14 protein-coding genes are annotated in these 22,454 nt (G+C 61.8%); 4 read left to right on the top strand and 10 right to left on the bottom strand.

The genetic code is table 11. The features are described from left to right. The first annotated feature begins 216 nt into the window (after positions 1-216). Genes J3U87_RS20395 through J3U87_RS20385 form a run of 3 tightly spaced genes read left to right on the top strand, consistent with a single transcriptional unit; the run spans position 217 to position 1,764 of the window. Entirely contained in the window at positions 217-735 is a 519-nt protein-coding gene (locus J3U87_RS20395) for a phage tail protein (protein WP_237377623.1), read from the top strand. Beyond that, entirely contained in the window at positions 732-1,256 is a 525-nt protein-coding gene (locus tag J3U87_RS20390; RefSeq protein ID WP_237377622.1) for a phage tail protein, read from the top strand. The genes J3U87_RS20395 and J3U87_RS20390 overlap by 4 nt, the downstream gene beginning before the upstream one ends. Before the next feature lies 1 nt (position 1,257). Beyond that, positions 1,258-1,764, top strand: coding sequence for a phage tail protein (locus tag J3U87_RS20385; protein WP_237377621.1), 507 nt, complete (start codon positions 1,258-1,260; stop codon positions 1,762-1,764). A gap of 203 nt (positions 1,765-1,967) precedes the next feature. On the opposite strand, the gene J3U87_RS20380 is transcribed toward J3U87_RS20385, so the two are convergent. The 6 genes from J3U87_RS20380 to trxA form a co-directional block, all read right to left on the bottom strand. Further along, complete coding sequence (locus J3U87_RS20380) at positions 1,968-2,159, bottom strand: hypothetical protein (RefSeq protein WP_237377620.1); 192 nt, start codon at positions 2,157-2,159, stop codon at positions 1,968-1,970. Between the two features lie 505 nt (positions 2,160-2,664). Continuing rightward, the gene (locus J3U87_RS20375; RefSeq protein ID WP_237377619.1) at positions 2,665-10,725 is read right to left on the bottom strand and encodes a ligand-binding sensor domain-containing protein; all 8,061 of its coding nucleotides are present in this window, start codon (positions 10,723-10,725) and stop codon (positions 2,665-2,667) included. Beyond that, positions 10,722-12,173: a hypothetical protein gene (locus J3U87_RS20370; RefSeq protein ID WP_237377618.1), complete on the bottom strand. Its 1,452-nt coding sequence runs from the start codon at positions 12,171-12,173 to the stop codon at positions 10,722-10,724. The genes J3U87_RS20375 and J3U87_RS20370 overlap by 4 nt, the downstream gene beginning before the upstream one ends. 279 nt (positions 12,174-12,452) lie before the next feature. Beyond that, positions 12,453-13,379 (bottom strand): tRNA threonylcarbamoyladenosine dehydratase, encoded by a 927-nt coding sequence (locus tag J3U87_RS20365; RefSeq protein WP_237377617.1) that lies wholly within the window; start codon positions 13,377-13,379, stop codon positions 12,453-12,455. Continuing rightward, on the bottom strand, positions 13,376-14,155 hold the full coding sequence (locus J3U87_RS20360) for a TatD family hydrolase (protein ID WP_237377616.1): 780 nt from the start codon (positions 14,153-14,155) through the stop codon (positions 13,376-13,378). Before J3U87_RS20360 ends, J3U87_RS20365 begins: the two co-directional genes overlap by 4 nt. A 93-nt stretch (positions 14,156-14,248) precedes the next feature. Continuing rightward, positions 14,249-14,572 (bottom strand): thioredoxin, encoded by a 324-nt coding sequence (gene trxA, locus J3U87_RS20355; RefSeq protein WP_237377615.1) that lies wholly within the window; start codon positions 14,570-14,572, stop codon positions 14,249-14,251. A gap of 305 nt (positions 14,573-14,877) precedes the next feature. Here trxA and rfaE2 point away from each other — a divergent pair, with 305 nt between their 5' ends. Beyond that, entirely contained in the window at positions 14,878-15,369 is a 492-nt protein-coding gene (gene rfaE2 / locus J3U87_RS20350) for a D-glycero-beta-D-manno-heptose 1-phosphate adenylyltransferase (protein ID WP_237377614.1), read from the top strand. A 66-nt stretch (positions 15,370-15,435) separates the two neighbouring features. Here the strand turns inward: rfaE2 and J3U87_RS20345 are convergent, their stop codons facing one another. The 4 genes from J3U87_RS20345 to J3U87_RS20330 form a co-directional block, all read right to left on the bottom strand. After that, positions 15,436-16,572, bottom strand: a complete 1,137-nt coding sequence (locus J3U87_RS20345; RefSeq protein ID WP_237377613.1) for a glycosyltransferase — start codon at positions 16,570-16,572, stop codon at positions 15,436-15,438. 169 nt (positions 16,573-16,741) lie between these two features. Next, entirely contained in the window at positions 16,742-19,327 is a 2,586-nt protein-coding gene (locus tag J3U87_RS20340; RefSeq protein WP_237377612.1) for a TonB-dependent receptor, read from the bottom strand. Further along, entirely contained in the window at positions 19,314-20,297 is a 984-nt protein-coding gene (locus tag J3U87_RS20335; RefSeq protein WP_237377611.1) for a FecR family protein, read from the bottom strand. Before J3U87_RS20335 ends, J3U87_RS20340 begins: the two co-directional genes overlap by 14 nt. Before the next feature lie 57 nt (positions 20,298-20,354). Beyond that, positions 20,355-20,903, bottom strand: coding sequence for an RNA polymerase sigma factor (locus tag J3U87_RS20330; RefSeq protein ID WP_237384520.1), 549 nt, complete (start codon positions 20,901-20,903; stop codon positions 20,355-20,357). Between the last annotated feature and the right edge of the window lie 1,551 nt (positions 20,904-22,454).

Raw genomic sequence — 22,454 nt, 5'->3', positions numbered from 1 at the left:
GGTTTTCTTGAAAATATTGGCGACTGCACCATTGTGCTGATCTACCCTCACTTGTAAAATGGTTTTTACGAGAAATCATTAAACCCCACATTTTTTCCGAAAGCGAATTCACATTCGAATATTCGGAAGTTTCCCCATCGGCACTCCGTCCGGAAACCGTGCGGACCTCTGTGCGCGTGTTCCCGAAGTGTCTGGGATTTTTGAAGGAGGCCTCCGTTGTCCGAACCTTTTCTCGGCGAAATCAAGATGACCGGGTACGGTTTCGCTCCCAGCGGCTGGGCGAAATGCGATGGTCAGGTATTGCCGATCGCCATGAACCAGGCGCTGTTCAGCTTGATCGGGACGACCTATGGGGGGAACGGGCAAACCAGCTTTGGGCTGCCCGACCTGCGCGGAAGAACCCCGATTCACCGCGATATCACCTTGGGCCGTCAAAAAACGATCGGCCAGGAAACCGTGGTATTGCATGAGGGCCAGCTTCCGGCCCACAGCCACACGGTGACCATCGGGGCCAAGACCGGCAACACCAACAACCCCACCGGGGCGCTGTCGGCCAAGCCCAGGCCCGCGCTCTACGGTCCGGCCGAAGAGCTGGTCGACTTTCAGGATGACGGGCTGGGCAACGTGGGATCGGCCAAGCCCTTCAACAACATGCAGCCCTACCTGGTGGTCAATTTCGTCATCGCGCTACAGGGCGTTTACCCGGGTAGACACCGGGGAGGAGGCCAGGCATGAACGCGAACCAAGCCGATCTGGGCACCATCAAAATGTTCGCCGGTGCCAAAGAGCCGGAGGGATGGCGGTTTTGCAGAGGCCAACTCCTTTCCACTCAACAGTTTCCCGAACTCTTTTCGCTGATTGGAACCACTTATGGTGGAGATGGCCAAATCAATTTCGCCCTACCCGATTTCCGCGGGCGGGTACCGGTTCACCAGGGTCAGGGCCCGAATTTGAGCGATCGTCCCCTGGGCGAACGCGGCGGGAGCCCGACGGTGACGCTCTCGCGCGACAACCTCCCACCCCACAGCCACCGCCTCCAAGGTACCAGCGCGGCGGCCAATGCCCGTCGCACCGAAGTTCCGGCCCAGAGCAAAACGCCGGTGTACGCCCCGAACCCGCCGACCGCGAACATGAGCACCGATGCGGTCGGCAAAACCGGGAACGGCAAACCCCTGGACAACATGGCGCCCTATTTGACGACCAACTTCATCATCTGTGTGAGCACCATGCCCCTGGAGCGGGCGGAGGAGTTGTAGGATGTCGGAACCCTTTCTCTCGGAAATTCGCCTGTTCAGTTTCCACTTTCCACCGCTCGGCTGGGCCGAGTGCGACGGGCAACTCTATCTGGTCCAACAAAATACCGCTCTTTTTTCTCTGTTGGGCAATCGTTACGGCGGCGACGGGGTGAATACCTTCGCACTGCCGGACTTTCGGGGCCGCTTCGCGGCGGGTGCCGACAGCATGGCAGCGGACGGCCATCGCGGAGGCGTCGCGGAGCAATCGGTCACGATCGAGAACATGCCGGCGCACAGCCACCGCATGCGGGCGTCGAAAGCGAGACCCAGCACCAACGATCCGGCCGACGCGGTTTGGGCCGAGCCCGACAAGGCCAAGATCTACCTGCGCAACGAAGGCACCGTCACGCAGTTGGCACCAACGGCAGTGACCGAGGTCGGCGATGGGCAGCCCTACGACAATCGCCAACCGGCCCTGGTCCTAAATTTCTGCATCGCTTTGGCCGGCCTCTATCCACCGACGGATTGACCCCGTTCCAACGGAGAGAAGGGTCGAGAAAACACGGCCTCGCCCGTGGAGTCCTGGTTGTCACATGTCGCATTCCGGGATTCGTCGGTCGCGGGGTCGTTCGTGCCCCTCTTGAATCGCGATGCCTCGGTGAATCGGGCAATGCTCGATTGCCCCCTGTTTTTCATTGGGCGCCACGCCCTGTGCCAGATGGGTCGCCTCGTTCAATCGGAAGGATTCATCTCTCCACAATGTTCCGTATTTCCAGATCCTTCAGGCCCGTGCTCACATGATTTGAGGGCAGCGCCCAACCCCTGAAGGATTTCGACCGTCGGCAAATCGGTTTCCACAGGTTCCTCACCATTGGAGGCGACCTGTCGGCCGTTTTGCTCCCCCAGGAAAAGCATGGTGCTCATCATCTACTCCTTTTGGCTTCACGATTGGTTGATTCATCCAGAATGAAAAAAGGGTCTCCAAACAATACATAAAGTTTGAGATTGGGAATGACCACGTTTTCTTCAAAAATCCCTCAAGCCTGCGATGGTATTTTTCCTTCGATCCGCCCGAGCCCTTGGTACCTCATCGAAACGGACGGTTGACGGGATTCAAACGCGAAAGCGCGCCCAAACGGATTCGCACATACACGAATCTCAGGGGACGCGCTAGGGAAAGGCTAAAGAACAAGTCTTTTTCTAAAGCCTTAAATCTAATGAGCCTTAGCTGAGAATTCAACTTTTGGGAATAATTTTTTCACTTTTTTGTCGGCACGACGGCGACCGAGCGGGATTTCACCATCCGCAGCAAATGGAGAACAACAACCGTTTCAGCGGTTCGCATGGTGCGACGCGGCATGCCCGACGAATCTCTCAACATTCGGGAACTCCTCGCGCGGTTGACTTCGAGCGGTCAATCCGGCGGGTCTCAGCGGTACAGGCGCTCGAGCAGGCCGCCGATGCGCACGCGAACCATGTCGTCCGTGCCGTAGATCCACAGCGCATTGTCCCGATGGACCACCTCGAGCGGCACGCCGATGCGGGGCAAGGCCACCTCGACCTCCCGATCGCCCAGGCTTCCCAGAAGCCGAAGTCGATCCGAATCCACAAGGACCTGGTGCCAGGGCGGCGGATCGCCCCAACGCGGTCGATTCGCCAGAAAAACCGGTGCCTCGCTCAAATCCAGCGGGGTCGTGTTCCTGCCGAGCCGTTCACTACGCCGCACATCGAACCAATACCAGCCCGCCGCGGCGGTTCCCTTTTGGAACAGCCGTACCCGGTCCGGATCGAGCGCCGAAAGCATGGTGACCCGAGCATCCCCCTCGGTGGGAACAACCAGATCGAGGCGTTTCTCGCGCTGACCCTCCAAAACATAAAACCCGTCGCGCCCCAAGTAGAGCAGTTCGCCGGATCGATTCCACAGAATCGCCGGAGATGCCGTCTCGGCCAAGCCAGGAAAGGGCCCCGACACCATGCGCAGCGGTTGCAGCGCAGCATCGCAAATCGCCACCCCTGCAGCGGTCGGCACCGCGTAACGGATGTCATCGGGGGTTTCCCCGTCCGAAAAGCTCGTGGGGAAACCACGAATCCGATCGTCGTTGAATCGCCCGCCGATCAAACGTCTCCGACCCAATCCGGCTCCCTCGGCGGTTCGAATCACCATGCGCTCGGGTTCGCGGGTATAGAGCCAGTTTGCGGCACGCCCCAACATGGCCGGTAAAGCCGCCACACTGGACCAAGACCCGTCCGGATTCCGCCGCAACATGGCCTCGTCATCGAGCCGCACACCCAGCGCACGTTCGCTGCCGCGCGGCACCCAACCCAAATGGGTCACGCGGTTCGCCTCGAAATCACCGGGTTGGGGGCGTTGCCAACCGTGAAGGTCCAGGTCCGAGCCGGTGACGCGATACCAGCCGTCGGCCTGGGTGGCGACGTTGAGCACACCCGCGTCATCCACCAGCAGCGCCTCGATCCGATCGAAGGCGAAACCTCCGGCGGCGAAGGGCAAGGCAGACCCGTTTCGGGAAACCTGCAAATCACCGGGCTGACCGTCGGCGTGGCCCACGCGGCGCCAATCCCAGGGGGCGCCCCCCTCCTGCGAGACCAGCAGACGATCCACGAAGGGGTCGGCTTCGACCCTCAGAAATGGCGAAAGGATGGGGCGTCGACCCTCGCCCGGGATCTCGACGGTCGCCTGATAGACCCACTCCGAACGCTGTTCGAGCCGCAGCAGCAGAGCGTCGTCACGCCAGGACAAGTCGGTGGCCGAGGCCAGCGGCCGTCCGTCGGAGGTGCCCGCCACGATCCGAGCGGTTTCCGGCATCAGCACCAACCGTTCATCGGCGGAACGTACAAAAGACACCATCCCTGCGGCCGTCACGGCCCAAATGGAATCCCCGCGGACCGCCAGGTGACGCCAGGCATCGATCGCCACCCGACCATCCTCGGCCCAGTCGATCGGCCGCCAACGGTCCTCGGCGTCCAGGTACTCGAACCGGAATCCCTGGCCCCTCGGCGGCGCCATCAGGCGAAATCGCCCGCGGTCGTAGATCGGCTCGTTGCGCGCGTACGCCATGACCGCCTTGGCGACGGCCGGAGTCTGAATGGCCCGCCACCGTTCGTTTTCGTAAAACCAGACCCGTTCTCCCTCGCCGTGCATGTAGACGCCGGCCTGCAGGGTCACCGCACCCAAGGGCATGGTCTCCGACACGCAGATCAGCCCACGGGGTCCGGCGTCGGAAAAGTCCTCGCTCACGACTTCCGGCGTAAGCGCCAGGGTTTTCGTGAACCGGGAAACCCAGCCCAACCGCGAGAGTGAGAAAATCCGATCGTCGAACCGCACCACATCCAGCAAGTGATCGTGCGGCATGCGCCCCCGACGCACGACGATGGGATCCGAGAGTTGTCCCTGCCGATCGAGGTAACGCCCCTCGACGCGCCCGGCGGTATCTCGCGTCCAGCGCCAAAACCGGTTGGCACCTCTCAGACGCTCCTCGAGGCAAGCCTCTCCGACGGTTTGAATGGAGCCGTCGGGAAGCCAACGGGCACAACCCGCACCCGTTCGAAACAGCAGTTGATCCGGCTGGTCGGCATCGCGGCCGATCGAAGTCAGGGCCGTGCGCGCGTCGATGGTACCCGTGCCCCCGGCAAACCAGGCGGCCATGTTCCCCAAACCCAAGTCCAGATTGCCAGCGTACTCCTGCAAGCCGGCGGCAGTGGCGAGGAACAGGCGATCCGCAAAGGTCTCCATGCCGGTCACGACGTCGAACGGGAAGCGGCGTTTGCTGAAATGAAACAGGCGCCAACGGTTCACACCGTCGAAGCCGCGTGCACGGAGGTACTTGTGAATGCGACGTCCCGCACGTGCGAATCTCAGGTTTGCGGTCTTGGCCAATTCGGTGGATTCGAGATCGAGATCGGATGACAGGTCGGTGAAACCGAGTGCCACGTCGTCCCAGCGTTTCGCCGTGCCGGCCACCCACAAGTACATCGAGCCATCGCGATTTGGGGAAGGTTGAAGACGGGCGCCTTCCGGTGTGTCGAAAGGTAAACTTTGAAATTCGCGCCGATCGACCTGGACCCGTTCCATTTCATGACGGGTCGCGGTCAGCAGGTGTAGGCGCCCGGTCACGGCCACGGCATCGACCAAACGGTCCGAGGCGAAGCTGTTCCGTTCGATGTGCCACGCGGGCTGTCCGCCCGTCACGGTGTAGCGCAGGTCACCCCGATCGAGCCATTCGCGAACCTCGGGTTGATCGCGCCCCGCCGCCCGCGGAGCTTCCTGAACCGTCCAACCGCTCGCGTCACGCCGGAACCAACGACGTCCGTCGGTGGCCGTGAACCCGCCACGCGAAATGGGATAGAGCACCAAACCCCGGTGGTCGACACCCGTGGGACCTGGATCGAAAGTGCCGAAGTCGCGCGCGGCATGGAATCCCGCCTCGCTGTGAATCAGCAGGCGCCCCTCGTGATCGTACACCAACCCCCTTCGGCCGCGATCCCACAGGAAAAAGCCATCGCGGTACACATCACCGGCCAGTTTTGGATCGCGGCTCTGGAACGTGACGCGATTGCGTTCGAAGTCATGGACGAAACTGACGGGTCCAAACCGCACGCGATAATCGCGTTCGGCGCCCGGCGCTCTGGGGGTGACAACCAACTCGCGACCATTGCCGGCCTGAAACCCGCCGTGGACGCCCCGAATCGACCCTTCGAGAACCACGGGTCGGAAGGAGACCTGCGCCTGGTTGAGCGCGAGGCCCGAACCCAATCGCCAAATGCCCGCGTGGTTGGCGGTCAGGCAGGTACCGTCGGGATAGGCCAGCACCGCGCCCAGCGGCTCGAACAGAAATTGCCCATCGCGCAAGAATTGACTGGCGGCGAAGGCTCGCTCGCCACGATCGGTACGCACCGTGAAGTGACGTCCCTCCGGGAACCAACGTAGCCAGCCTACATCGAGCGAACCGAGCGGTTCGGGTTCCAAGGCACCGTCCTCGGCGAGTTCCACCGGGTCACCGTCGACGCGTTTGGCGACCAAACGCCCGTCGAAGCCGAAGGAGAACCCCTCGAACGGGTTGAAGACGTGGCGACCCCCGGGGGTTTGACGGACCAACTTCGCGAGTTCCGGCCACTCGTTCGCGCGGCCGGGTCGAGGCCGGTCCACTTCGATACGGGACGCCGCGGGCGGGCCGGCACCGGCCCGCGTATCGACCAGAAACCGATAACCATCGGAAAAGGAAAGTTCCAGCCGGTCGGACGTCAGCAAGCGATAGTCGAGGACTTCGGCATCCTCCGCGACGGCGAGCGAAAAGGTGCCCGCGGAGGCAAACGTCACCGAGCCGCGGTCACCGGATCGGGTTCGCCAGCGGCTGATGCGGTTGCCCTGCAGGACCCACCAATCACCGCGCTGGCCGGGAATCAAAAAGTCGACCTCGGAAACCGCGACCGGCAGCGAGCCGAACGCGGGCGTGAACACCTCATCGAATTGGGCCGGAATCCCGGCGGCATCCAGCGCCGTGACCTCGCGATCCTCCTGGACGAACAGACGGTAGGTGCCCCGCGACACGAGCGGCCCCGGCAGACGCTCGTCGAAGCTTCCGCCTTGGAATGCCAACCAACGACCCTGGCGGCGGCCCCACATGCGGCCACGCGCGTCGACCGCCAAGGTGTCGATATCGGGAAAGAACGTTTCTTCGATCCGTTCTTGAATCGACTCACCGAGCAACAGAACCCCGCGCCGGGAAAGGATCCAAAACCAGCCGGCGTATTCGCGCACGCCCCGCACCTCGCCGAAACCCTTGCCGTACTCGAGTTCGATGGTGTCGTGGGTGTAGCCGTCCAACAGGCGCAGGTCGCCGGCGTCGGAAAACACGATGCGGTCTTGCCAACGCCAGGCACCGCGCACGGAATCGGGATCGAGGAAAAAGGGTTTGCCGCCCTCGGGTTCGAAACGTCGGTAGCGAAGCCCATCGGGTTCGGCCCGTTCCAAGGCGCCATCGGCCTCGATGCGCCAGAGACGTCCCTGGCTGTCGATGGCGGTTCGCTCACCCGGCGCTCGCCGGTGGACGGCGAACCCGCTGGGGGCGGGCTCGGGCGACGTCGCGATCCGCCACACCTCGCCTTCGGCTTCCACCACCAGCAATCGATCGCCCAACCGGTAGAGGGCGGCGTCGGCCGCGAGGCCATCCACGTTCACGGAAGCCAGCCAGCGGCGCTGCCGTGGATCGAAGGTGGCGAGCCGGTCTTCGCCGAGAAAGGTCCACACCCCGTCCGTTCCGCCGTACGCCGCGCGCAGGGCGTCACCATCGATGCCGAGCGAGGTCGGACCGGGCAGGTATTGGAGATCGCAGTGGATTTGGTCGTCCAGACCGTTCCAGGCCCCCCAATAGACGGCACCCTCCGCCGTTTGCACGGTGAGCAACCAATCGCTGTCGGTCCCCTCCAGGTTGAGATGGAGCGAACCCGAGGGAGGCTCGGTAAAAACCAGTTCGATGCGCTGCCACGAGTGGCTGTGGAGGTCGTAGCGATGGAGCTCCCGATCGGTCGTGAAAATCAAGGGCCGACCCATCGAAGAAATTCCCTCCGAGGACGTTCCCTCCTGGGCCAGATCTTCGGGAGGTCGGCCATCCTGGGCCGGTCCGCTGTAGAACCCGCGCAGCGAATCCAGCGCGGGGCCGCGATTGGGCGGAGCCGCCACCTCGAGAAGTCGCCCTTGGCGCCACTCCACAATCTCCCCCTGGTTGCCGATCCAGGCCAGGCTCTGGGATTCGGGTGCTACGGTCAAACCCACTCCGGCATACTCGTGGCGTTTCAGGATCACGGGGTCGTCGGAACACGAGTCGGGAAACCGGATCGAAACCATGGGAATGACGGAGATGTGTTGGCGCTCGCCCTCGTGGGACACCCAGATCAGGTCGTCGTCGAACAGGTACAGGCCACCTCCCTGGCTGGAAACCGGCGCGCCGGTACGGTACCAGGATCGCGAAAAGGGACTGTAGAACTGGAGGCCGCGGTCGGTGGCCACGGCCAGATTCCCGCTGGGCAAGGCCCGCACGCCGTACAGGGTCTTGGCGTCGTGATAGGGGTCTCCCCTGCGGAAGCGGCACCGTTTCAGCCATTTGGTGGGATCCATTCGATCCAGGTACTTCACTTTGTCGCGCTCGAGCAGGGTCCAGATCATCTCGCCGTCGTAGGAAAGGCTCAGGGCGCGACCGCCCTCGGGATGCAGTGCCCTGTCGCCCAGATACGCTTTGCCGGCCACCAGAAAAAGGGGATCCTTGCCCACGACGCCGCACAAGCGGATGTCCTCGGACCGCGCCACCGTCCACCATCCCGTGACCCGCCGCAGGGACATGTCGTACTGAACCACACGACCGATGCCGGCCAGAAACAGATCGTTCCCTTCGAGCAGGACGTCGCGCAATTCGTCGTCGGGGATGTCGATTTCCGCTTCGCCACCGATCAGGTAGGGTCGAAACCGATTCATGCGCGCCAACCGCTCGCCATTGGTCCGCAGCAGGTATTCACCGCGATAATGGGCCAGATCCAGCGCGTGTCGATCTACCGGAGGCGGGCCCCAGGCACGCCAAGTTCGGCTGCCGTTGTCGTATTCGTACAAGCCGTCCCGATTGGAGACCACGAGCCCGTTTTCCACCACCAGCGCGTCGAGCACCCCGGCCCCGCCCAACCCGGCGGGCGCATTGCCGCCACCCATCAGGGGGCGCGAATCCATCGGCGTGAGCAGATAGGCCTGGTGGTCGCCGGCCAGAACGGCCAGCCCCTCGCCGTCCCAGTCACGTACGGCCCGAATCGGCGCCGGCACCGGCTTGAGCGTCTGGGGCAGGCGCAGGTCGCGATCGATCACGCGCTGAAGCGGAACGGTGCGGGTGAATACCTCGCCACCGGTCTCGGACAACGCGAAGAGATGGCCGCCGGAACTGTACAGCTCGGTCGTGCGATCCAGTAACCAGGACACCCGCGAACTCTTGGGGATGTCGCGATAGGTTCGCCCCACCACATCGTGCAGCATGGCGCCTTCGCGGCTGACGAAGAGCAGGTGATCGTCGATCGCCACCGCCGAAAAGAAGGATTTGGGATCGAGTTGGGTTCGGCTGCCCTCGAAAACCGAAATCGGCGCGGCGGAGGTCCGCAACAGATAGGCTTTGCCTTGCTGGGTCAAGGCATAGGCGCGATCCTGACCGGCGTCGACCAACCGGAAAAAGCGTTCACCGACCATTTCCCAGCGCTGGGTCTGGCTGCCGTCGACCAGGCCCAACGCGCCGCCCGCGCAATAAAAGAGCCGGCCGGAACCGCGAGGCATCAGGCTGTCGACCACGGGGCTGGATTCGTGCCGTTGCCAGCCGTGATGGCGCACGTCGTATTGGTAGAGGCCGGCATCGCCGGCGAGATACAGCCGGTCCTGGTACTGATGGGCTTGGTGGAGGTCGGCGCGGTTGAGGGCGGCGAAACGATTGCGCTCGTACGCGATGCGCTCCGGCAGGCCGTCGGGATCGTCGAGCCGAAAAAAAGCCAGGCAGTTCTCGCCCTCGGTTTCACACATGCCGCGTGTCGCCATCCACAACCGGTCCTGGCCGTCGACGACCATCGCCCAGACCGAACCGCTCAAATCGACCACCGCGCGGAACGAATCGGCATCTCCGCGGGGATCGAAGCCAAAGACACCTTTGACCCCGCCCGCCCAAAGCAGGCCGCGCCACCAGACGAGCTGGGTCACGGGCGCGCGGGGCATGCGGGCGAGCAAGGCGGCATCCGGAGCGATCCAGCGGCGCCGGTGAACCTCGTAGACCCCGATCCCGTGCTCGTCGGTGCCGAGACCGAGCAGGGAGCCGTCGGGCGAGATGGCGGCGCTCAACAGCGACGTGTGCTCCACCGGCGCACCCGTGGCATCGAGAAAGGCGGTATGGGAGGTCACGGCCTGCCAATCGCCCTCGGCACGGCGGGCGAGTCCACCTCGTTCGCCGAGGGCCCACAGGGACTGGATGTCCGGACAGGCTTCCGGCGGCGTGTCGCGGCCGCAACCCGATTGAAACGCCAGCAGCGGATCGTCGGAACCGCCGATGGGGATCGGTTCCGTGTGCCACAGCCCACTGGGCAGGTGAAGACGATGGACCAGGCCGTCGTCGCGGGATACGTAGACGCTTTGATCGGCAGCGTGGTAGGTCGTCGCCCGAAAAGGGGAGCCGGCGCCGGGATCGGGTACGGTTCGATCGGGAACGGAGGGCGAAGGGCGACGCACGTTCACCAAAATGCGGTCGTCGGGGACGGGCGCGACGGCGTCGCGATGCCAGGGCCGGGTAATCCGCGCCAATTCGATGACCAGCGAAGCGGCCAGCCCCAGAAAAACCAATGCGAACACCAGGGTGAGCACCAGGATCGGATCCATCTTCCGGCGCCAGGGCAGCTTTCCGGCCGCTTCGTGAAACTCCGCTTCGAAGCGTGCCCGCTCACTCCGATCCGCATGCGACTTCACTGGTGGCCTCCCTCACCCGGCTCGGCGGCGATCGGCACCGCGGCGGCCAGATCGTCGGCAAAGGCCCGCGACAGTTCGAAATCCAGGTCCTGAAGCCCATCCGCATCGGCCAGGCCCGAATCGCGCCAGAGCGCCTGCACCTCATCGGCCCGCCAGGTGGCCAGGCGAGCGGCGAGCCGAAAGTGGGCATCGCGCGGCAAATCGGCGACCATCGCGGCGAGAAGCGGTCGATCCGTGTCGGAGAGCAGGGATTCAGGAGCCGCGGCACGCGCGAAGTCCAGCGATTCGATGGCTTCGAGATAGGCCATCGCCATGCCCGGCACGCGAGCCTGGAAGGCCAGCCAAAATGCGACATCGACCGCGATCTCCGACAGGATCGCCAACGTCTCCGGATCCAGATCGACGGGAAGCAGCCCCTGCATTTCCAACACGTGCGTCGATTCCTCGGGCTCCAGCCAGGCACGCGCCAGATGTGCGCGGAGCTGCAACAGACGATCCTGGCGCTCGACGACGGCATCGGCCAAATCTACGACCAGCCACTCGCGGGCCTCCGGCACCGTGAGCCGGTCGAGGTTCGGCAAACCGGCTAGAACCTCCGGGTCTTCCAGCGCCAACAGATCCTGGACATCGTGCGCCAGGGAGGCCGGCGCGAATCCCGGAACGATCTCCTTGTCCGATCGGTTTCGTGCCAGCCAGGGTTGGATTCGCTCACAGAGGGCACGCGTCAAAGAGGCGCGCCTGGCTTCCGAAATCGGCGGGCTACCGAAGTCTGCATCGACGCCCGTCGGGGCGATGGTCAGGGACCTTTCCAACAACACCACGCGCGTTTCCACGAGCCGCTGCAAGGCTCGGAGCCGGCGTGGCGGATGCCCGTCGCACAGGCCGTCCAATCGATCGGCGAGCAGGGCGAGCGCCACGACCCGTTCGACGGCATCGTCGTCCGTGGGAGCATCGAAGCGGTCGCGCAGGCGTGCCAATTCCAGGCGCCATTCCAACACCGCGAAGGCCGCGAGCCACTCGGGTTCGAACCCGCGCCGTGCCTGCCATCGAGAAAGGCGCACCAGCCAACCGTGCCCAGGCGTGCGGCGAACCAGCAGGCGCGCCAACAGGATACGCGGCTCGCCGAGCAGAGAGGCCCTGGTCACGAAGGCGATCAACGAAGCAAAAAGGCCGACCGCGATGGCCGACCACCACACCAGGCTCCAGGGAAAAAATCGGGTGAACGTGTGCCCTTTGATCGGCAGGTACAGGTGATCGTGAAGCCAATAGAGCCCGTAGGCCGGTCCATCGACGGGAAGGATCCGAAGGCCGACGAGTGCCGTGGGTATCGCCACCACCAGCAGCAACAATCCCAACCACTTGGCGCGACGCACCATCCTGTCCGCCGGTTGGAACCGGCGCGTCGGCGGCATGGCACGAAGTAACGGTGATCGAGAAGGTGGCGTCATGGGTTGGCTGTCCGGGGAAGTCGCGCCGGCGAAGCCGACGCTTTCAGCGATGAACGATCGAACGGGCGCGACGATCCGCGTGAAACCGCATTCGAAGCGGATCGCGCGGATGCCTCAGACCGATGGGTTCCAACCGGCGGTCGAACCTTCGGGAACACCCGTTTGCGCAGATTCGATGCCCTGCCCGAACACCGGGCGCACCCGGCATCGGAAACGAACGCAATTCTGGATGGGCATGGCACCTCAAATCCTAGCCGGTCGCGTCACCGTCGCAAAGTATCAATCCCGAGACCAGAAGGATGTACCGCTGATATCGCGCACGACCACCGAGGCCGCGGTGAAGCCGAAGGCACCGGTGACGAACCCGGCGGTACCGTAAATGACGTTCCGATCGTCACAGGTGAAAAACTCGTTTTGCCCCTGGGGACAGACGCAGCGAAACCCCTGGCCGTTGTCGTACAGCAGTTCTTTGGGCTGGGTGATCGGTTCAGTGCTGTAGACGGTGGGAATGTCGAAGGGGGCGTCGCGGGGAAAATCGTACTTGGTGCGCAGGATCTTGCGGATCTGCCGGGCCAGCGGGTCGACGGTGGTTTCGGACAGATCGGCGATCGCCAGGCGGGTCGGGTCCATGCGCCCCGCCGCCCCCGAGGAGGACACCACCTTTATCTTGCGCTCGCGGCAGGCATTGAGCAGGTGCGCCTTGGCGGTGACGCTGTCGATGGCGTCGATGACGTAGTCCGGGTTCAGGTCCAGCAGCTCGGCACTGCTCTCCCAGTTGTAGAACTTGTTGATCGGGACGATTTCGGCCTTGGGATTGATGTCGGCGAATCGCGTTGCGAGCACGTCGCACTTGGGCTTGCCGATGACGCCCTTCATCGCGTGAAGCTGGCGATTGACGTTGGTGATGCACACCAGGTCGAAATCGACGATCGAGATCTTGCCGATTCCGGAGCGCACGATCATTTCCGCCGCATAGGAACCGACCCCGCCGAGGCCGATGACCATGACGTGGGCGTCCTGAAGCCGTTTCATGGAGCTGTCGCCCACCAGGCGGCCCATGCGGTCGAAGCGACGGTGAAGCTTGTAATCTTCCAATTCGCGAGGGTCTTCGAAGGCCAGAAAGGGGAAGTGATTGGCGGCTGCCGTTTCGTCGGGTGCCGACTGCGCGGTCTCGACCACGTCCTGATCGACATGCTTCTCGGTCATAACACTAGCTCCAAAGCGAAGATACGGTCGAGGTTCACTGCACTCTGGCGCAGGACCTCGCGGGCCTCACGGTTGGTTCGTTCGCCCAGGGCCTCCGCCACCGGCCACAAACCGCAGGGTTCGTTGAGGCCGCGGTCGAAGCCGTGAGGGGCCATGTCGGGCGCGTCCGATTCTACTACGAGCCGATCGAGGGGAATATCCGAAACGGCGTTTTTGAGTTTTTTGTAGCCGGGACGGGTCAGCGCCCCCCCGATGGAAAGATACAACCCAAGGTCGAGGTAATCACGTGCGATCTCCAAGCTGCCGGTGAAGGCGTGGACCAGACCGCGCCAAGTACCGCCGAGACGGCGCAGCATCGCGATCACCTCTCCATGGGCCCGCACCACGTGGAGCACCAGCGGCTTGTCCAGCTCGCGGGCCAGCACCAACTGTCGTTCGAAAAAGTGCCGCTGTCGTGGGAGCGAAGCCGGATCGCAACGGGGACCGCGATCCAAACCCAACTCTCCGAGCGCCACGGCACGCGGCAGCAGGTCGCGCAAGGCGGCGAGCGCCGTTTCGCAGGCCTCGTCGTCGTGATCTGCCACGAACCAAGGATGCAGGCCGAACGCCAGAAACCAGTTCGCCGAGGCCATCCGCATTTGGCGAGCCCAGTCCTCGGGTCCCACACCACCCTGAATGAAGTATCCGATTTCGGCAGCGCGCGCTCGTTCCAGCACGGCATCGCGAATGGCGTCGAAACGGGGATCGGCCAGATGGCAGTGGGCATCGACGAACAAGGGACTCTCCAAAACCAAGAAAGCCGGCCTTCCTCGAGGGAACACCGGCTTCTCGACGGGGCCACTTCCGGGGAAGGGCCCGAATCCGTTGGGTTATGCGTGGGATTCGATCATTTTGTCGATCTTGGCTTTCGGCTGGTTCCCCAACAACTGGTCAACCACTTGACCGTCCTTGAAGAGCAGCATCAGCGGGATATTGGTCACTTTGAAACGCGTGGCCACATCGGGATTCTCTTCGATGTTGACCTTGACGATCTTTACCAAATCTCCGCGCTCTTCCTGAACCCTTTCCAAGGTCGGCGCCAGCATGCGACAAGGGCCGCACCAGGAAGCCCAAAAGTCGACCAAGGTCAAAGTATCACTGTTGACAACTTCAGCGTCGAAAGAACCTGCGGTAACTGCGGTGAGATTGCTCATGAATCGTCGTCCCTCCTATGGGTGTTGCGACATGCGCTCGTGGCCTTCAAGGATAGACCAAATCCCAAGGCCGGTAAAGTAGGGGGAATCATGGTTGCCGAAAGCCGAATCGTGGCGGTGTCGACTGAAGCGACCGGGGGGTTCGACCATGTTCCCGTGGCGCAGGAACGCGGTGTTTCTACCAATTATTCCGCGACCGTTTTCGGGAAGCGGTCGCCAACCCACAAAAATCTCGCTCGCCGGCGGCGGGAATGGTAGGGTGGGGACGCCTCGGCGGCACCAGCCATTCTCTAGGGAGTACCCTCATGCAACGCACCCCGCCCGTCTACCTCGATTTCACGGATCTCGCCGGTGACTGGCGCGCCATGCGGCCCGATCTCGGCCGAGTGGTCTTCACCAACGGCTGCTTCGACATCCTGCACGCCGGTCACGTCACCTATTTGGAAGAAGCTCGCGAGCTGGGCGATTTTTTGGTGTTGGGTCTGAACGACGACGCGTCCGTGCGCCGGCTGAAAGGCGACAAACGCCCCATCATGCCGTTCGCCGACCGGGCCCGAGTGCTGGTGGGTTTGGCCTCCGTGGATCTGGTGGTGGGCTTCGGCGAGGATACGCCCTACAACCTGATCGACGGCGTGGCCCCCGACATTCTGGTCAAGGGCGGTGACTACACCCCGGATCAGATCGTGGGTGCGGACCTGGTCCAGGCCCGTGGCGGACAGGTTCGCTCGCTCGGTTTCAAACCCGGTGCTTCGACCACCGGCATCGTGGAAACGATTTTGGCGCGATACCAAACTTGATCGCGTTGCCAACCGTTGCCGGGCATCGCTGTCGAGGACAACGCGTGCCACATCCGGCAGCTCGGATCAACCGTCGTTCACCTCGGGGATGAACCGCTTCAAGGCGGTCTTGATGGCTTCGTTCGTCTTGAGCACTTCCGCCAGCACGCGGGTTTCGGGGTGTTCGACGGCGGCATGGATGAGCAGGGCGCCGGGAATGCGGTTCTGATGATGCTGCAGGAAGTGGGTGCCGGCGTTGACACTGAAGGAGGCCAGGCCGGCCAGGGCGTGATCCGGTCCACGAAAAAAGAGCGTGGCTCCCGATTGGCATCCGGCAACCGCGCGAGCCAACTTCTCGACCGCCGCCTTTTCGGCCCCGGTGTTGACCGCGCCGATCGGTAAATCGTCCAGCAAGCGATCGAATTCCAAGAACAGGTGGCCCGCCCGCAGCTTGGGCTCATCGGCATTGATTCGCATCTGGGCGACCAAGGCCTCGCGGTCATCGGGCGCGTACGCCCAGTTCTTGTAGTAGGCCAAGGGGATGTCGCGCGGAGGTCGCAGCCAGGAGCGGTACTTGCGGTTGAAAAAATAGCGGTAGCGTTTCCAGTTCTTGTCGTAGGAGCCGCCCGAGAAGTGAAGGATATGGATGCGGTGATCGACCACCAACTTCTTGCCCTTCAAAAAGGCGCCATAGGTAAAGTCCAAGTCGTAGAGATGAAAACCGTCGAAGATCTTGGCGTCGAACTTGAGCTGATCCATGGTTTTGCGTTTCAGGGCGAAGAACACGCCGTCCAGGGCCTGAATGCCGGGAACCTGAATCGGGTCGCGGCCACACCCGTAGAGATGCAGGGTGTGCTCGGGCTTCCCCGGCTTGGCATGGGCGATTTGGCCGTGCAGATAGGGAAACCCGCTGGCCGCCCAACTTCCCTCCCGCAGATGGGTGGTGCCGGCCACGCCGACGATGTCGTGGATCGCGAGATTTTCGTAGAGCAGGTCGTCCAGGTTGCGGTTGAGGAAGGTGATGTCGTCGTGACAAAAAACCAGGAGATCGCCCTTGGCCCGTTCGGCCCCACGCGTGTAGCCCTCGCACAGCGACTTGGCGTCCGGGATCTTGACGATTTCGTAGGGCTCGCGCGAGAACGCATGGGGCAACATCGACTCGAAACGTCGATACTTTTCGGGATCGATGGTGCAGGTGATGACGGAAATCACATTGTGCCTCATGGAGCGCTTACTCCATCTTAAAGGCAATGCCGCCGTGGTCACAACGCAAACTACACGCAGCACTCGAGAAAGGCGTGGGTGCACCTGAGCGATGTCCGGAAGTAGGCCTCCGAAAGGCACAGGTACCGAGGAGGGCAAGCACCGACTCGAGAACGAGGTAGCGCACCTCTCAGAACACGAAATGCACGCCGAGCGAGGGAGTGATCGGCAGCCACTCGTTGCTCTCGAAGGAAATCACCGGATCTTCGCTGCCGTCGTAGAACAGGGTGTGATCGGTAAAACTGCGCAAATTGCCTCGGTCGTAGAGGTTGATGATTTCCAGGAAGAAACTCAGCCCGCGGTTGCCGAACTGGTATTCGCGGCCGAGGCGAACGTCCATGCGGTGGTAATCGGGAACTTTTTTGTCGTAGAGGGTGCCGAGTCGTGGTCGGATCTCACGACCGCCATCCGGGAGGACGATGGTTTCCGGCTGGATGTCGGTGGTGCGCCAGCCGGTGTGGTAGCGCCAGGTCGTGTGGACGTACCAGCCCGAGCGAGATTGGTAGTTCAACCCCAAATTCAGGCCGTGGCGTTGATCCCATTGGCGCAGGATTTTCAAATTGTCGAGGTAGTCGAAAGCGCGCGACAGGCTGTAACTCATGAACCAGTGCAGGTGCTCGCGGTGGCGGTTTACGTACCAGACTTCGATCCCGCGGGCCTCGCCCTTGGCGGCATCGATGAGAATCCGATCCGGCTGCAACTCGGGAAACCTGACGAGCGGTTCCAGATAATTCACGTAACGGGGTCGCAGGTTCTCGAATTTCTTGTAGTAGATTTCGGCGCGCAGCTCGGTGTCGGGGCGCGGCGCGGCCTCGTAGCTGAACACGTAGTGCTGGGCCAACTCGGCCGAATGAAAGGCGGTGACGCCATCCTCGACCTGCAGTTCACGGACGGATTGAGGCTGGTAGAACTTGCCCCAACCGAACTTGAGGCTGCTGCCGTTCTTCCCGTTCAACAAAATGTGGGCGCGCGGGCTCCATTGCTCGTCGTCGGTATGGCTCTGCCGGTCGTAGCGCAGGCCCGTCTCCAGGGTGACGATGTCATTGAACCGGGTCCGGCTGGCCAGGTACGCCCCCACTTCGTGGGCTTCCGCCGACTCCTGCAGGTCGAGGCTGCCCACGTTGCCGCCCAGGATGGAGCCGAAATCGGCGCGCGTGTTGATGTAGACGTAATCGGCGATCGCATGCTTGTAGGAGAAGCCCCATTTCCAGCCCTGCATGCCGCCGGAATGGGCGAAACTCCAGTCCTGGCGCAGCTTGAGCGCTTGGGCATCGCGATGGTCGGTCAGCAGGAACTGTCGGTTGCCGAAGGTGTCGCTGGCATCCGTTTTCTCACGTTGGTTGCCGAAGTAGAGATGGGTCTTGAGCAGCAGTCCCGAATCCCAGTGGTTCTCGAAATTGATCCAGAACAGGCGGTTGCTCTCTTCGCTTTCGGCGCGTTCGAACACGAGCGGATTGTCGAAATCGGTGGGATCGAACAGGTCGCCGTCGCTTTCGGCCAACAACGCGTGTAACGACAGGATACTCTGGTTGCCGATGCGGTACAGCACCTTGGCGTAGAGGTCGGAGTAGCGCAGGTCCGTGTGCACTTCGGCATCTTCCGAAGTGAAATTCTTGGCCAGGTCGAAAAAACCGTGGCGCGCCGTCACCAGGTAATCGCCGCGCGCGTGACCGAAACCGCCCTGGCTCATGACCCGGCCGTTCAAAAAGTTCGCACCTACCGTGTGGCGGCGGCCGACCGGATCCAGGCTGGAGATGTTGAGTACCCCGCTCATGCGGTTGCCGTACTGAATCGGAAAACCGCCGGTCATCAGTTCCACGCCGGAAACGGCCTCGCTGTCGATGAAACTGACCGGGCTGACGGCCAGGTTTCGCAGGTGGTAGGGCATCTCCAATTCGGCGCCGTCGAGCATGATGAGCGACTCGTTTTGGTTGCCCCCGCGAATGTGGAAGCCGGCCGAAAGATCGCCGCCCGCCACACCCGGCAACGGATCGACCGCGCGAAACACGTCGTTACCCAAGTGGGGCATGTGGTAGATCTCTTCGTGGGCCAGGACCGAGCCGCTGATGGGCTCGTCCTTGAGGATCCTGTACTTGGGCGTGACCACCAACTCCTCCAGGATCAGAGGCGTGACCGCCACCTGGACCAACAACTCGCGGTGTTCCCCCGTTTCCACCTTCAGGTTGCGCACGTGATAGTTCTGGTAACCCTCGAGTACCACGATCAGCTCGTAGGTCGCCGGTGACAGGTGGTCGAACCGGAAACGGCCCTCTTCGTCGGACCAGGTTCGCAACGGCATGCGTTCCTCACCGCGGTCGGATCGCAGGAATACGGGGACTTCCGGCAGGGGGACCTGATCGTCCTTCAGGACCACCACCCCGCTCATGCCGGAATTGCCGGGACCGCGCACCACCACCAGGTACTGCTCGCCGCTCCGCTTCCAGGTGAAGGGCGTGCCTTCCAGCAGGCGATCCAGGGCATTGGCCAGACCGCACCCGTCGCAATCTGCCGTGACCCGATAGGCGCTCATCCACTGGGGTTGGAACACCAGCGGTACCTTGTACTCGTCGATCAACCGCGAAAGCGCCTCACTGAGTACCGTTCGATGAAATCGGTACTGGAGGCGCAAGTCTTCCGTTCCACCGACCGTAATCTGCGGCGGCAACAGGAAAAATAATCCCAACACCAAGGACTGCAGGGATCTAGTAGATGACAAAACCACCTTCTTCGCGATCGTACTCCCGGTCGAGAAGCACGCAAAGCGATTGGATCAGATCGGAGGGGTCTTTGTCCCGAAACAGTCCGGTCACCTTGAGCTCACCGACACCAGGATCAGCGAGTCGAATGTGTACATCGTATCGCCGTTCGATCTCGCCGATGACACGCGCCAGTCGCGCACCGTCAACCATCAGCTCGCCTTCGAGCCAACCGGGATAATTTTCGAAAGGCAGCGCATTGGGCGGCTGCGGCGGCTGACCGGCCTGACATCGGGTCATTTGACCCTTCTGCAGTACCACTGCCTGACCCGCGGCCGAGACCTCGACCCTACCCTCACGCACGGAGACCTCGGAGAGTCCGGTGCGCGCGAAAACATTGAAGACAGTACCCAACACTTGAATTCTAGCCTGCTCGGTTTGAACCACGAAAGGGATTTTCCCTTTTTGCACTTCGAAAAAACCTTCGCCTTCCAACCAGGCACGGCGGTGTTGGTTTCCAAAACCCGGCTCCACTTCCAGCCGAGAGCCCGCATTCAGGGACACGACGGAACCATCCGGCAGGGTAAACGTCTGCTGTTCGCCATGTTGGGTGACCACGGTATAGGGCGCGACGGTCCCGGGTTCCTGATTTCGCGAACCACTGAGGAACCAGCCGCCGAAGGCCAGCAACACCAGAAGCGCCAGCGCCATGGCAAACCGAGCACCGGGATCGCGAAAAAACCGGGCGAAACCGCTTTTTCGCTGGGCATCCGCTTCTTCCATTCGCGCGCGAAGGCGCGTCCATTCGTGTTTCGTATCCGGGACAGGGGGCATCTCCCGCATCGGGGCCGCCTCCCACAACTGCTTCATGTCAGCATATTCAGAGGTCTCGTCCCCCGCTGATTCGCGATGGGGATTCACGTCCGCAGGACCGCCAGATGCCCGCGCGGAATCGGATTGGTTATCCAACCAATCGAAAAATGAGGTCATGGATTTCCTCCAAACACATCGCCCTCTCAGCAACTCTCAACGAATCATGCACTGCCATCACCCAAGATGTTCCGAACATTTTTTACGCAGCACCTTCAACGCGTTATAAAGCTGATTCTCTACGGTTTTACGCGAGATTCCCAGCATTTCGGCAATTTGGGGATTGGAAAGACCCTCCACCCGACTCAACAGGAAGATCGCGCGGCATTTTTCGGGAAGGTACTTGACCACCACGTGGCGGATCTTCTCCTCCAATTGGAGCAGGCGCACCTCTTCGTCCGGTTGCTCCGGCGGGATATCCACCAGGCGCTGCACGTGATCCCGATGTTTGGCGCGCACATTCTCGCGCTTGTAGTGATCGAGAATGAGGTTTCGCGCCATTTTCTCCACGTAGGGAAAGAAAGGTAAATGGGGTTTGATGCGGTCCCGATAGACCCAAAACTTCAAAAACGCCTCCTGGGCGATGTCTTGGGCCAGGCGCTCGTCGCGCAGTTTGTAGAACACGTTGCGGAACAGCATCGCGTGATATTTTTCGAAAAGGACGCGAAAGGCCTCGTCGTCGGCCTGTTTGACCCGCGCCAATAATTCGGACTCAGAGGAATTCACCAAAATTCAAACCACCCACCACGCAACATTCGACCAGCGCATCGACGCCGGATCGTCAGTGATCCGATCGAATCTGAAGCACAACGCAGTCGGACGATCCGTCCGGGACGGAATCGGGCCGTTTGAAATGGGTTCGACAACAAGGGAAGCCTACTTCAATATTACCCGAGCCACGCTGAGCTCAATCCCAATAAAGAAAAGAGATTCCCGAGCACCGAAAGGGTACCCGCAGAACCGAATGATTCATGTATTCAATAAAGCACCGAAAGGATCCGGCCACGTTCGAGATTCAACACGACCACGACGCCCCAACACGGGAATCCGCCGAGCGGAAGCGATGAGACACCCACTCTCGATCGCTACGAAAACGGCTCGATCCCTTGTCCACGAACAGGTCCACACGAGGTTTCCGTTCAGGGAGCAGGCATTTCGAGTCGCGTAAAAACCTCAAAACATCCCGCATTCTAACCTGGACCCCATCGGGAACACCAGACCCCACCACGGCAGGGCGGGCGAACCCGCGTCGCGCACCATCTCCGCGGCGGCTCCGTTCTTCTTTTCGCCACCCGTCAAAAGAAAACATGGGAAAAAGGGCGCCTTGGTTCTTTTTATCATGGGGAACGGCAGGCGACCACGGTTCCGGTCGCCTCGCCGCAGAGCGAGCGATTCCGGGTCGACGACATGGCAACTGCCGTGAAGGAACGAAAGGCATCCCCATCGGTTGGTCGGCCGACCCGGCGCCATCGCGCAATAAGCCGCGTGGCTCGTCGCTCGATCGCGTCCCAACCCATAGCAGGCCATACAATCATCAACCCCACTCCTAGGGAACCAGGTGCCACCCCGCACTTGGCTTTTTCGGCACTTCGGTGCCGATTTTTTTTGGCTTGGATCAAAGTTGGCATCGATTTTTGCTAAGACATTCTTTAGAGAGTGTAGCAACGCAAGTATTCCAGCGGCCACGTTGGCCCGTCAGCCAGCGTGGCCGTTCCTCCCGAAAACCTGGTAAACACTAGGGTGATCGGTATGAGTCGGACAACGACACACTCACACCAACACTATATTTACAAGCAAGTTACATAGATTTTTCTCATATCGCGCATGTGACGTGAACCCATGCAGCACCGGGCTCAAGGCAAACGAACGACCGCTAACGCCTTTCTTTTTCAAGTTCTTTCCGCGCAATAACATGAGAAAAACCCAACTCGAGAACCCATATCAGACGCCACAATAGCGTCTCATAGAATATGATCACACGAAAAAGTGAGAAATTCTGTTGTAACCAATCGAAGAGACAGATACAATAGCCGACACCGTGAGAACCGACGCCCATTCGATCTTCGGCATCTCGATTCCCTCCAAACAACGCCCATTCGACACCGAGGAATCGAAACGGTCGCGACTCGCGGGACGGGCTCTCCCTATCGCCGGGTGGATGTGTATGGCGCGATCTCCTCGAAAGGTCGCCCGCCGTCATCGCGCGCGATTTCCAGAGAGCGATTCAGTGTTTGGATCGAGTTGCCTGCCCTTCTTTGTTTCAGATCCCCACAACCC

This window comes from Sulfidibacter corallicola (assembly GCF_017498545.1).
GTDB classification, from domain to species: Bacteria; Acidobacteriota; Holophagae; order Acanthopleuribacterales; family Acanthopleuribacteraceae; genus Sulfidibacter; species Sulfidibacter corallicola.
The sequence above is the reverse complement of the archived record's forward strand: the minus strand, read 5'-3'. Positions and strand labels throughout refer to the sequence as shown.